General features: G+C 53.9%; 9 protein-coding genes. All 9 read right to left on the bottom strand.

Going from position 1 to position 13,656, the window contains the following annotated elements; all coding sequences use genetic code 11:
- Positions 1-3: 3 nt before the first annotated feature.
- Positions 4-1,158: a DUF4123 domain-containing protein gene (locus IPN69_14870; protein ID MBK8811993.1), complete on the bottom strand. Its 1,155-nt coding sequence runs from the start codon at positions 1,156-1,158 to the stop codon at positions 4-6.
- A gap of 4 nt (positions 1,159-1,162) precedes the next feature.
- Positions 1,163-3,226, bottom strand: a complete 2,064-nt coding sequence (locus tag IPN69_14865; protein MBK8811992.1) for a type VI secretion system tip protein VgrG — start codon at positions 3,224-3,226, stop codon at positions 1,163-1,165.
- A gap of 20 nt (positions 3,227-3,246) precedes the next feature.
- Positions 3,247-3,723, bottom strand: a complete 477-nt coding sequence (locus tag IPN69_14860) for a DUF4384 domain-containing protein (GenBank protein ID MBK8811991.1) — start codon at positions 3,721-3,723, stop codon at positions 3,247-3,249.
- A 263-nt stretch (positions 3,724-3,986) separates the two neighbouring features.
- Entirely contained in the window at positions 3,987-8,492 is a 4,506-nt protein-coding gene (locus IPN69_14855; protein MBK8811990.1) for a caspase family protein, read from the bottom strand.
- Positions 8,489-10,324 carry a protein kinase gene (locus IPN69_14850; protein ID MBK8811989.1) on the bottom strand — a complete coding sequence of 612 codons (1,836 nt, stop codon included), beginning with the start codon at positions 10,322-10,324 and terminating at the stop codon, positions 8,489-8,491. The genes IPN69_14855 and IPN69_14850 overlap by 4 nt, the downstream gene beginning before the upstream one ends.
- A gap of 537 nt (positions 10,325-10,861) precedes the next feature.
- Positions 10,862-12,274 carry a carboxypeptidase regulatory-like domain-containing protein gene (locus tag IPN69_14845; GenBank protein ID MBK8811988.1) on the bottom strand — a complete coding sequence of 471 codons (1,413 nt, stop codon included), beginning with the start codon at positions 12,272-12,274 and terminating at the stop codon, positions 10,862-10,864.
- On the bottom strand, positions 12,271-12,780 hold the full coding sequence (locus IPN69_14840; GenBank protein ID MBK8811987.1) for a hypothetical protein: 510 nt from the start codon (positions 12,778-12,780) through the stop codon (positions 12,271-12,273). Before IPN69_14840 ends, IPN69_14845 begins: the two co-directional genes overlap by 4 nt.
- A 311-nt stretch (positions 12,781-13,091) precedes the next feature.
- Positions 13,092-13,478: a type II toxin-antitoxin system VapC family toxin gene (locus IPN69_14835; protein MBK8811986.1), complete on the bottom strand. Its 387-nt coding sequence runs from the start codon at positions 13,476-13,478 to the stop codon at positions 13,092-13,094.
- The coding region (locus IPN69_14830; GenBank protein ID MBK8811985.1) for a DUF2281 domain-containing protein at positions 13,475-13,656 on the bottom strand (182 nt) is incomplete at its 5' end. The genes IPN69_14830 and IPN69_14835, both read right to left, overlap by 4 nt.

The raw sequence follows: 13,656 nt of genomic DNA, 5'->3' as shown, positions 1-13,656 counted from the left end.
ATCTCAAAATCTACTCCGATTGATTTTCGCGGCCCAAATGTCGAGCTTGTCATCGTTCGAAAGCTGTTCAGTTTGAAGATAGGCCTTAATCTCCGGACGATTCCAAATTTCCGCGCCAAAAAGCGCCGTGATTACGACAGCTTGTATCTTCGCCGCCAACGACTTGAATCTGTACCGATCGATGATCGGCAGGGTAGCGTGGAGTTGGTCATCGGCGACAGGGGCGATTTCGGGCGAAAAATGCGCGACGCATTCTCCCACATCTGCGCGAAGATCGCCCGACCCGGATCCCAGAAATCCATGAATCTCGCGCGCGGTGGGGGTTTTCGGCACCGATTCGCAAAGTCGAATCTGGGTTGCCGATGCCTTCTTGTCCGTCCAGTTGAATTCAAACAAATGGCCCGGGATTTGCGACTCGACGAAATAACGCTTTGCCGCGCCGAAAAAGTACTGGGCGTGTCGCGGCTCGGCCCCGCTCAACACGGCGCGCAGAACTCGCGGATCATAAAAACGAAGGTCCGCGGCGGTACTCATTCGTGTCTTGGCAAGCAAGAACTGCAGATACTTGACCGTTTCGGCAAGAGTCTTGCTGCCTTGAAAGAACACCAATCGTCCTTTCCCCCAGAAGGATCGTACCAATGTTTCAATCAATTCCCCGTTATCGCGAAAGATCACCAGCAGCGGATTTGAGGTCAGCGTCTCAAGATCTTTGACGTCTTTTTTCAGTTCCCGAAAAACGGCGCCGTGTTCATTCAAAAGCGGCGATATCCGGGAATCCGTGCTTTCATCGATCAGCAGGGCGAGTTTCTTGACATTTATCAGATACCCGACCAGCCTCCCCAATACCGTTTCGCCAGTAGATCCTCCGCCGTCGGTCGAGACGCGCAAGAGTGTCTTTCCCGCAAGTATCCAATCGCCGTGAGCGAGTTGTCCCTTCTCGAACGGCTGGTTATTCACGAATACCTCTCCGCCGGCTTTCTCCAGAAGAAAATAGTCCGTTTCGTTCTTCACGACGAAATGCACCGGTGCGCACAAAGAGTCGTTCGGCAGAAATAGGTCAGCACCAAACGTGGCGCCGACCGTGCAAACATCGCCTTCCGGGACTATTTCCGTGGTTCCCGCATACCTGCCATTGATGATTTCAAGAAATCCTTGCATTCCACTAAGTATTGATTTTCACCAGCGGCGCCTTGATCGTGATATTGCCCGCTGCGTCAAATGTAATGATCCCGGCGCCGCATTTCAGGGTCAGTTCCTCGGTCGCCGTCAGCACGATCCGCGGGGCCGACAGGGAAATCTCTTTGCCGGCGCTCGTTTTTTGTTTGAGTCCGATGTTGTTGATCTGGGCGATGCCGACCGAAACGATCTGGACAGCGCCGATCGAGACCTCCTGCGCAGCGCCGATGTTGATCGCCTCGTTGATGCCGACCGAATGGGTTCGCGTCAGCCCAACGCTTAGGACATCGTTGCTGCTGACGGTCGTGTTTCGGTTATTGCCGATCTTCACCGACTCGTTGTTTCCAACGTCTTCGCTTCGGTTGTTCCCGATCGAGATCTGCTGGTCGTTGCCGACCGTCAATGATTCATTGTTCCCGACGTTCTCGCTGCGGTCGACGCCGATCTCGATCGTTTCGTTGTTCCCGACCGTTTCGGATTTGTCGTTCTTGACCAGGATGTCCTCGTCCTTTTCGGCTTGGATCTGCATCATCTCGGCGCCGACGCCGTCGTCCATTCGGATGCCGTTGAAATTCTCCGAGCCTCCGCCAGGGGTCGAGCGCGACATCAGCCCGCTGTGCGCCTTGTTCGCCGGCAATTCATACGGAGGCATAGACGCACCGTTGTAGACGCGGCCGGTGATTATCGGCCGATCCGGGTCACCTTCGAGAAAATCGACGATGACTTCCTGCCCGATTCGCGGGATCGTTATCCCACCGAATCCCGTTCCCGCCCAAGGCTGTGAAACGCGGATCCAGCAGGAACTCTTCTCATTGCGTTTACCGATCCGGTCCCAATGAAACTGAACCTTCACCCTTCCGTGCTTGTCGACGAATATTTCTTCGCCCTTCGGTCCGACGACGATTGCGGTCTGAGTTCCTTGAATTTTCGGAATCGGCGATTTCCTCGTCGGGCGGAAATTGGTCGGATGTGGCAAACAGCTTAGCCGGCATTCGTAGCTGAAGGCTTCGGAATTGTCGCCCGAGCGGAAAGCGCCTATCGAAGAAGCGCGGTGCTCGATCTTCAAAACGACATAATCCCGATTGAACTCAAGCCGGGGATGACCCTGAAGCTTAAACTGGAAACCGGCCTGGAACCCGCGGCCGTTTGTTTTGGCGAGGATCGAAACTTCGCGCGACTTTTCCTCTTCGTAACGAACCCTAACAATTTTCTCACCGACCTCGCGGCTTTCGTATTCGCCCGGATAGTCGTAAACCTCCAGTTGATGAGCCGGGTTTTTGCTGCCGGCGAGATTGGCGGTCAGGTCAAGTGTCGGATTTCTGAAATTGAAATCTTTCAACTCGAACCGTTCGGACCGCATTTGTCGGCCCGCCTGCCATTTCGATATCACCGCTTCGGTCAAGTCGTCTTTTGCGACTTCAGTGAAATCAATCAGCGGGTGAAAGGGCGACGGCCTGAAATGCACGGGACTATCGGACAAGATCAGCTTATGGTCACTCTCGGAATGCTCGAAAAAATAGAAAATTCCCTCCTCTTCCAAAAGCCGCGAGATGAAATCGAAATCGGACTCCCGATACTGCACACAGTATTCCCGACGCGGATAATCGCCGGTAAGACGCATTTGAAAGCTGGCCGACGAGTGTTCGCCGAAGATTTCGCGAACAATCTCCGGGACGTTCTTGTTCTGAAAGATCCGGCAGTCGCGATTCAGTTTCAGCGCCCAGAACCACGGCACCAGTTTCGCCTCGTAATGGCTGAGAAGCGACGCGTCTCGCCCGTCACGCAAAAGAAAGGTTCCGCTGTGCCGAAACTCGCTGACGATACCGTTGACGAAGCGCACCGAACCGTCGGGCAATCTTATCGAAACCGTAGCGTTTTCACCGATCAAGGCGTCAAGGGGCAGACCGTGATTGGTGGAGTGCATCGAAAGATCGAACTCGAACAGGTCCGAGATCGCTTCCGCTCCGTCCATCTCGTAAAGTAACAAGACGTCCTTGCCAAACAGCGTCTCGATCGCGATCACACGGTTGTCCTGAATATAATTTTCCATACTTCTCGGTACGGCGATTCCTATCGATGTTTGAGCGTCAATCTGAAGACGATCGGTTTCCCGAGTCTCGTCGCATCCGACAAAACGTAGACCTGCTCGTTTTCAACACGCGGTAAAAGGTCCTTGTCGTAAACTTCAACATCGGGCGAATCATTCCGGATAAGATCACGGCTGCCGACAGAATCGTCCACATTAGACACACCGACCGGCGACTTCGAAACAATAAAAACAAGCTGCTCGGCCCCCGGGTTGTCGTCGAATTTCCACCCACGGTTATCCGGCAGGGTATTCGAAGTCTTTGGCGGGACGAGCGTCGTCGGAAAAATCGTCCGTTCGTTGCCGCTCGTCCCGAGATTGATGATCTTCAGATAACCGGCGAAATTCAGCCTGAACTGAAGTCTGACGCAGTCGCCGCTTCGAAAGACAGTCGTCGGAGCTACGCGCACGAACGGTTTGTTCTCGTCGCAGGCAATCTGCCGCTCAAGCCAGACCTTCATTCCGGATTTTCCAACTGTTGTGGCTAGTGAAACGGGCTTCGGGGTCTTAACCGTCCGAGGTGGTTTCGATGTTTTTTTGGGTGTTGGCACTTGAGTGAAGCCGCGGACGAACTCCTCTTCTGCAGTTTGCCCGGCCTCTTGTCCAAGACCCGTTGCGGCGAGGGCCGTTAGACCGACGGCAACCGCAAGTAGTTTCAACATAATTGATTTCAGCATGATTCCCCCATTTTTGCTTTTCGTTCCCCTTCACGACGAAATTTCGATCACTTGGCTACGATCAAGGCATTTCCCCGCCGATCGCGCGAAAAGTTGAAAAGGATCGGTTGCTGCAACAGCCGCTCTTTCCTCCGGTCATCCGATTGTTGGTTACTGCTTTCCTTCTTTCGCTGGGCCTCGATCTCGGCCGCCTTGACCGGCACCATCTTCACCCCGAATCCGAACCACTCACCCGAAGTGATTATCGTGTCGGTCGGGAAAAAGTCCGCCTGTTTCTGTTCGATACCCTGATTGATCAGAACGTAGCTCAGGACTCCGTGCTGCAGACTCTTAGCTTCAAGCGCCACATTGTTCTCCTGGGTCGCCGCGAGAATCTTGATCCCCTTATCGTAGGCAAGCTGTCCGACGCCCCGGCTGTTCATCGGTCCCGGCTTGAACCCGGTTTCGACAAATGCCGCCGAATAGCAGGCATCAAGGATCAACATTATCTCTCCGGCGTCAAGGTCACGCAGCCACTCGGCCAGTTCGGCACTTGATATCGATCGACCCAGCAAACTCGAGAACTTGCCGTCGGTGCCGCCCAGATCCGACGGCACCATATAAAAGACGCCGCGCTCATCGGCATAACCGTGGCCGGAAAACGTGATGATCACCGTGTCATTGGGACCCGCCTTTGAGATTTTGCTCTCGTTCGGAATGTTCGGTTTTTCAACGGGCTTTCTTCCGGAAAGCAGGTCGATCACCGCTTTGATCTTGAGCTTCTTGGCGTTGTGTTCACCGCTCACCGACGCTTCCCGCAGTTCGGGTGTGGTAGTTGGAACAAGGTCACGTTGATTTACAGAAGATTTTTTCGATCTTCGTTTGGTTGTCTTCTTCGTCTTTGGCTTCGACGTTGTTGCCGGCTTTTTCGGATTGAAGTCAGAGATCAGGGGAATCTCAATGACCTGTTGGAACCGTCCGGTTTCCTTGAGGCCGGCTGCAAGCGCACGTTGCATCTCTCGCGCATCGTTCGCCGCATAGCGGAGGCTGTATCTACTTATTTCGTTTGCGTTTGCCCCGATAGTAACGAGGTACGCCTTGCCTTCGGCGGTCGGCACATCAGTCGGCAAGCCGTAAACCTTGCGATCCGTCAGGCTCTTTACCTGATCGGAATTGAACGCATACGCCGAAAATTCGACCTCCTTCTTGTCGGGCAGATTCGGAAGCTTTACCGTAAACGTTCGGACCGCTTTTCCGCTGGCGTCGACGGCCAGCGGAGCGTCGTCGGGTTCGTTCGAATACCCGACGAGTTGTCCGTCACGAAGCAGTCTCAGCGAATAGACGCCCGAGACCCTTGGTTGTCCGTTGCTGCTGACCTGTGAGACGCTAGTCGTGCTTTGAACTGCAACGGTAACCTTTACCGTGTCAGTTCCAACTCTTGCAACATCGGTGATATGCACCTTCGGTATCGCACGATTTCGGGCTATGAGGTTTGGAATGGGAGCAAAACTGTCGCCGGCGACGGTGCGCCCCAACAGCCTCGGTTCGAAGTAATCCCGCATAAAAATTTCAAGCGGGTGGGTTTCGAAGGGGTTATCGGGCATTACCCAATGAACCTCCGTGATGTCCTCCAATCGAGCCGCGTCGAATCGACCTTCGGGAGAAACCATCAGCCAGTCCTGTTGAATCGGTGAAATCAGGCTTCCCACCTCGGTGAAACCCTGCGTTTCGAACAATCTGACGCGGTTCTCCGTGCTGCCGATGACCAGTGCCTTTCCGTTCGGACTGTACGAGATCTTACCCCAGTACTCGGTTGTAATCGGCAATCGCGTCACCTGGTTGGCGTCGATCTCCCAATTGAAGATGCCTTTGAAAGTCGTGAACGTAACGACATTTTTTTGAGGAACAAAGGTCAGATTGAACGGAGTTTGAAAGTCGTCGAGTCGTTTTTCCTGTAGCTTCTTGCCGGTCGCGGTCTCCCAAACTTTCAGCATGCCGCTGTCTTCCGCGACAAAAACCTTGCCGTCGGAGCTGAAGACGATCTTGGAACCGAACTCTCCGAGAGATGTCGTGCGGATGTTTGTTTTGTGAACGAGATCGCCGCTGACGATGTCGAACATCTTGATTGCGCTCTTGTTCGAAAAGGGGTCGAACAGGGACTGCCCGTTTGGCATCACGGCTATGTTCTTTCCGTCGGGACTGAACGCGAACTGGTTCGGCGAGACGTTCTCAAAACGTCGAATTTCGGATCCCGCTGCGATATCGAAGACGCTCACGATGACCCGCTGGGTTCGATACTTGACCGTGTTCTTTTTTTCGGTCTGGTCATCCTTTTTCTTGTCGTCCTTCTTTTTTTTGCCGTCCTTCGTCTCGTCCTTCTCATCGTCTTTCTTTTTCTCTTTTTCCTCGAAAAGCTGCACGGCGAGATACCGGCCGTCGGGACTGAACGTCGCACTGAAAATCTTGACTTTTTCGTACGGCTGGCCACTCACCTGCTTCTTCGATTCGACTTCAAAAACACCGACGGCCTTGCCATCATCGATGATCTTCGTAAACAGCTTGCCGTCCGGCGAGATCGGTACGTTAATCAGACCATTTTCATCCAAAAGCTTCTCGGGCTCTGCGCCGCTTTCCAGGTTCCAAAGAGCGACACCGCCTCCGAGCGTTGTCGTCACGAGCGTTTTATCATTTAGAAAATATGCCGCCGAGCTGACTGCAAACGGCACCGGAAACGGCAGTTTGGCGGCTGCCCCGCGCCGCGCAACAGCCAGCGTCTCAAGGCTCTTGCCGGTTTTGGCGTCCCATCGCTGAATGTTTTTGAATTCGCGGCAGGTGTTCAGCGAACTCCCGTCATTATTGAATTTAACCGGACAAATCTGCTTAAAATATCTCGAAATAAAGAACTTTGTGAGGGCGTTTCCTTCGCGAAAGATCTGCGTGTTTTCCGTTTGAACCCCGAAAAGTTCGGCGCCGTTTTCAAGGTTGACGACCTTTACCGAGTTATCGCCCGATTGGTATGCTAGAGACTTTCCGTCCGGACTGAAATCCACTGCGCGGATGCTCTCATCCTTGTAGATCCTCGTGAAGTAGTCGATCAGGTTCTTGAGCCTTATCGCGCTGTCGATGTACGGCACGAACTTTCCAACTATTCCGCCGATCTTTTTGACAACGAACTCTTTGTCGAGGTTGCTGTCGACGATTCGCTTGTCGCCTTTGCCGTTGGAGGCGAAATATGTCTTAACCGACCCGTTAACACTTCCAACAGCGATTCTGGAACTGTCCCGACTGAAGGAGATAGCAGTTACTTCTTCGACGTTGGCATCGAACTCCTTTATCTCCTTGAGCGTGAGCAGTGACCATATTTTGACCTTGTTCTTGAGCACGACCGCGGCCACTGATTTACCGTCCGGGCTGATCTTGAGCGATTCGATCGGTTCATCGTCGTCCTTGTTCTTGAAAACGGTCGAAGTCCGACCGGTCGCGACATCGAGGATCTTTACCCCTCCGATCTTTCCGACCACAAGCAAATTGCCGCTCGGCGAGAACTCGATCGGCACCGGATTGTTGAAAAAGAGGAGCCCGGGCGATTCGTCGAAGTTCGATTTTTTATCCGGCGGGGCGATCTCGAAAAACCGGCGAGCCAAATTGCCGGTACCGACGTCAAAGATACGGACCACGCTGTTCTTGCTGACACATGCAATCTGACGCCCGTTCGGGTGAAAGTCAATTCCGACGACGTCGAAGCCCGGAATCGTTAGAACCTCCAATTTACTGTATACAAGCCAGATCTTAACAACCCCATCCGCGCCGAGCGTCGCCAATAACTTACCGTCGGGGCTGTACACGAAATCCGAAACCGATGACGCGTGGCTCGTCTGAACGACCAAGCGGGGAGCGATCATCGGTTCGCTGATGACGTCTTGAGTAAAATTCGGCGATGATACGGTTTCTGAGGATTGCCTCGGATTTCTTCCGACACCCAAAGCGGAGAAGACTCCGGATGCCAACTTTCCGATCACGTTTCCGACGGCCGTTTCGTCGTTTTTGTCGGCCTCCTCCAACTTTTCCGAACGGAGAATCCTGTTGTCGCTTAATTGTTCCAAAAAGTACTCTACCGAAATTTTGTACTTCTTTTTGCTGATCAGCTTAATGTTCGCGCCTTTTTGGTCGCCTTTGATAATTGTCCGAATCAGGTATTCGCAGCCAAGCGAAGTCGCCCGGCGCCTCGCCTGCTCTATATCGCCGGTATTCTCGAGCGAAACGATCTGCACTTCGGTTTCGCTCTGAAAATATGTGACCAACCGATCGGAAAACGCTTCCGGCGTGAGTGTGCCCCCAACGGTTTCGGGCCTCGTGGCGCAGATCTTTTTCGTCGCCGCGACGGTTGTTTCTGAAGGCTTGATCGCGGGGACGGGCGTCGGTGTTGCTCCCGGTCTCGTCGCTGGTGTAGCCTTGGTGTCAGGTTTCGTCAGATCCCTTTCACCCTGCGGCACGACTGGTGCAGCTAGTAACAGGCTGCAAAGCAAAACGGCTGAAATCGAAATGATGATACCTCGGAAATCAGGTCTGTTCATTGAGCTTTTCCGTCTCCTTTCTTCTCAAGTTTGAAGATCTTGACACTCGGGTTGCTGCCTGAATCGACCGAAATTTCTTCGAGCTCCGAGATCAGGGCGGAGACATCGTCAGATTCCACTTTGCGTTCGCCACCACCGAGTATGTTCTGAATTCGAATCGCCAGTTTCTCCTTCCGTGAGGCCACGATCGCAAAATAAGCCGTCGTCTTCAGGGGAGCGCTCCTATCGAAGTGAAAGGACTTTGCGGGGGGAAATAGCTTCAAAGTACTGGCCTTGATGTCGTTGTCTAACTGACTTGGTTTGGGATAGGCCAGTGACACGCGATCGTCGCTGTCGGAGGTGATAATGTACAAGAAGCCCGAGCGGGGAGACGTGACTCCGAATTTGAATCTTTCGTAATCCGCGAAGCGATAATTTTCATTGCGCGGAGTAGGCTGCCAGTTATTCTCATTAAGGTAGATCGAAACCTCGACCGACTTCGATTCCGTTCCTGTCAGAGCTGCGGCCGATGTCTCGATCATCGTGTTTGCGATGTTGAGTTTTGTCATCGACAGGATTTTGTATGCGAGCAATCCGGTGACTCCGACGATTGCGATGGTCGGCGTCAGTATTAGTAGCGCCAGCAAACTACGTTTACGGACTTTCGGGTTCTTTTGCTGTCGCATCGCCGAGACTTTGCTGGCCGACAAACCGAATCCCTCGAAGGGATTGACCGTTTCCTGAGGCCGATTAGCGCCTCCCGCCGCGAAACCATAGGAAGAGACGGTGGTCATTAACTTACTGTCATCCGTGCTCCGTGATTGTTGTTCCAATAGGTCGTGCTCCCCATCAGAACTTTCGCCGATCTTCTGCGGCACAAACGAATCATTGATTAGCGGGGTCGCGTCGGCCTCGGCTTGTTGATAAGGTTGGCGCCAATCCCCAAGACTTCCTTCGTCGTCATCGATCAGAGGTTTCGCACGAATCCAATCTTCACCGGAATCAACTTTCATTTCGGACGAATTGCTCTTATCGACAAATTCTTCTTTCGTTTGCTTTTGACTAAGCCGCGCCTCGAAGATCGCATTCTTCATTTCATTCGACGACTGAAATCGGTCCTTGGGTTCCAAGGCCATTGCAGTCGCGACGATTTCAGAGAAAGCTACGGGAACGTGCGGATTGAGATCCTCAACCTTAACTTGCGGATCCAAGGACCTCCGATTCGAAATACTGTCTTCAGCATTTGAACTTTGTTCATATACCTTCCGGAACCGCTCCAGCGCCGTATAAGGATGACGGTCCGTTAACAAATGAAACAATGACGTTCCAAGCGAATATATATCGCTCCGCTGATCGGTCCCGGTTCGTTGAACCTGTTCGATCGGCGAATACCCCGACATGCCCCCCATAACCGTGACCGACGAACTTTTCGCCAACCCGAAATCCAGCAAAACTATCTTCCCTTCCTTCGTAAGCTTGATATTGTTCGGTTTGATATCGCGGTGGACGACCGGCGGTTCGAAATTGTGGAGATACCGCAATATGTCCAAGATCTGAATCGTCCAATCAAGAACCCTTTCATAGGCCAGTCCACAACCGACCCGATACTTTCCGGATTCGAGAATATCCTCGAGCGTGTCGCCAACGATGAAATCCATTACAAGCGTCTGAACGTTTTTCTCAGTAATGAAGTAATCGAGAACCTTCGGCAGGCCGGGATTATCCAACCTCGCGAGCAATTTCGCTTCGATTTCAAAGCCTTTTTGCGCTTGGGCCTGGCCCGAAAGGAAACTCTTCTTGATTGCGACCGGACAACCTTTTAAGAGATCGTCGGCCAGATACACCGCGCCCATTCCGCCACGCGAAACTTCTCGGATTATTTTGTAACGTCCTCGGATAACGGACGGATTGCTGGTCATCAGGAATGAGTTCCAAAGCCCTTATTTTGTTAATGCTGCCAAATTCCGTTCATCTCGGAATCAGGGCAATTGACGTCCTCTGACCCTCGCAACTGATTGCTCGGGCCGGCAATGCCCGTGTCCGCCACGCTCGACGCGTCGTTCAATAAATCGAAGCGGTTTGCGTAACTTAGGCGGCAATTCGACCGAGTCCCGCGAGAAACTCCAAATTGATTGGTAATTTTGCCGTACCTTGTTTTGTTCACTTCGGGTTGCTTACGTCGTTACGACGAAAAAAAGCGAGCGATGCTACCTTAAGATTTCAGGCAAACCTCGCTTATCCTCGTCGTAGGCTCAAAGGTCCAATTCGCCGTTACGGATTTCTAGATTCGCATTGCCACTCAGCAATTTCGCTTTCCCTGCGTTTACCCCTTTTCCGAGACTGATTCGCCTGTGTGTCTCAGGGCCGGCGGGGTCGATGTGTCAAGCTCTTCAACCGCCGGAAAGTGCTTCGAAATCGATGCCCGTCAAATCGGCGGCGGCGAAAACGGCGCGGGATGGGAGAGCGAATTGAAAGCGCCGATGAGCGACCGACACGATGTACGTACCACCGGCGGGAACGTCCGGGAATCGATAGTTTCCGAATTGACTCGTCCGTGCGTAACGGATGTTGCCGGATTCATCGGTGAGCGACAAAAGCGCGCCGGAAACCGGGTTGCGGCCGACCGTGACCGTGCCTTCGATGGTCACGTTGGCGGCGGTGATCACTTGCTCTCCGAGCGTCCAGTCGGAGAATTCGGTGACCGCGGTCAATGTCGCCCGGTGGAGCGCCGTGTCGATGCCCGTCGGCTGCTGAAATGCCGAAGCGCCGGTGATCCGGAACGCCTTGTAGCTCGATTCGGTTCCGGAGACGTCGCTCGCCGGATATTGAAATGCGACGTCGGTCTGGACAAGCCCGGAATTTTCCAGCGCCCACCAACGGTTCAGCCGATTGACGGGAAGTCCGGTGGCGCCGTCGGGGTATTGTCCGGGATTGGCCTTGACTGAAAAATCGCCGGTTCCGACGGCGTTTGACAGTTGAACCGGCGAGTATCCGGAATCGGTTCCGACCGGAAAATCGAAAGCACCCGATCCGGACACACAGCGCGTCAATTGGGTTTTCAAATATCCAGCGGAAGCCAATCGGTAGACCGCGTTCGGTTCGCAGTTCGTGATCACGACATTTCCCGGTCCGCCGATCGTTCCGAGGATGTCAAGACTTCGGGTGATCGTCAGCGTCCGCCCGGCCTGAAGCGTCAGAACCGAGCCCTCATCGACCCGCAGATCCCGGATCGTGACGTCAGCCGACGCGATCGCGACGGCCGCTTTGACCGTCGCTCCCGCATCTGCCGGGGGGATGAAGCCGTTGTTCCAGTTTCCGCCGATTGACCAGTCATCATCGACGGAGGCGGTGAACAGGTGATTGACATACCGTGCGAAATAGTTCGAAACCCGGCAACCCGTCGCCGCAAAGCCGCCGCCTGCATAAAGATCGCCATTGCCCGCAACGGCCAGCGCGTTGACGATGCCGTTCGTTCCGGTACCGAGACCCAGCCAGGCGCTGCCGTTCCATTGCCCGATCCGGTTGAGCCCGACGCTCGATGTCGCGCAGCTTGCGCTGTTGCAGGTTCCGGTGAACGTACCGCCGGCGTAGAGTGCCCCGGTGTTTGAGACAGCGACTGTGTAAACCGCTTCGTTCAACCCGTTCCCGAGCGGCAGCCAAGCCGCGCCGTCCCAACGCGCGACGCGGTTGAATCCGGTCGTGGTCGCGCTGCACGCGGCGTTGTCGCACGGCCGGCGAAAATCGCCGCCGGCGTAAAAAGTATCGTCCGGAAGACGCGCGATCGATCTGACGCGGCCGTTCAATCCGTTACCGATCGGCGCCCAGTTCGTGCCGTCCCACTTGGCGACGCGGTTCGCCGCCGTGCCATTTGCCGAGGTAAAGTCGCCGGCGACGTAAAGATATCGGTTCCGGATACGGCGAGCGCGTAAACCAGCGCGTTGAGTCCGCCGTTAACGAAACGTCCGTCCCACCGGTCGCCGCAAGACGGGGGCATTGCGCTTTCGGCGACCTCCGATTGCGGGACAAAACGCGGCGAGCCGTCGGCCGAACATTCCAGCCGGTAGCCTTTCGCGTCAAAGTTCCCGCTAAGGCCGGGCTTCAGCGTGCCGTCGTCGTTGAGGATTCCGGAAATCGATCTTTGGGCCGCTTCGAGTCCGGTCGAATTCTCTGATCGTTCGGTCGATTGGGATCGAACGCCGCCTTGAAGGAGATGGATGAGAAGGACAAACGCGATCAGGTAAGCGCTCGATACGCGCAAGATGCGCCCGGCGCATTTAACGAAACACGGTGACAATTTTAGATTTTCCATATCCGGATCCGTGCAAATTTGGTCGGTAGTTATCAAAGACACGGAAACCAGTCACGGTCTACCTTACGGGCATAAATCCGGTTTTCGGGCCATTTTTGCCAGAAGTGAAGAAACTTTCGATCAAATTGGTTCGCCTTATCTTCCTTCTCCCGGCGGGGCAGTCGTCGGACGGGCGGCCTTTTTGAAGCGGGAGAACTGGCGATCGGGACGAAATTCACTCGACATCATCGAAAAAGCGAATCGTCTATATGAAGGGGATGCGGGCAGAATGCGATATGAAGATTCTTCGACAGCCGCAAGAGCTTCGGATTTTACCAAAACCGTTCTACGCCGTAATCGTCGAAGGCGGTGTCGAGGCTGACCAGAGACATCTTCTCGTGGATCGATTGGGCGGCGAGCATTCGGTCAAACGGATCGCGATGGTGAAACGGCAGCACGGCCACAATCGAAGAATGGTCAACTGAAACTGGCAGCAACTCAAAGCCGTTCACATCCAATTGACGCGGAAACAGGTCGCTGAACGGCGACGTCAAAGACATCTTGCCGAGGCTGGCTTTGATCGCGGTTTCCCAAATGCTGACCGTACTTACGAATTTCTCGTTTTGGTCATCTTCGATCAGTCTTCGTGCCGTCAAACTCAAAGCCGGATCGCCCCCTATGAACCACAGAAGGGAATGTGTATCGAGGAGAAGCTTCATTTTCGGTATTCGTCAAAGTCTTCGAGAGGTGCGTCAAAATCATCGGCCATCACGAACAATCCCTTGGCGCTTCCATATTGAGGACAAGGCTTTTCTTGTCGAACGGCTGTTAGTTTCGCCACCGGCCGGTCATTCTGAGTGAAGATCAGGTCGTCACCATCCATAACGGAATCGATCA

The sequence above is a fragment of the Acidobacteriota bacterium genome (genome assembly GCA_016715115.1).
Taxonomy (GTDB): domain Bacteria; phylum Acidobacteriota; class Blastocatellia; order Pyrinomonadales; family Pyrinomonadaceae; genus JAFDVJ01.
This window is presented reverse-complemented; position numbering and strand designations above follow the sequence as displayed.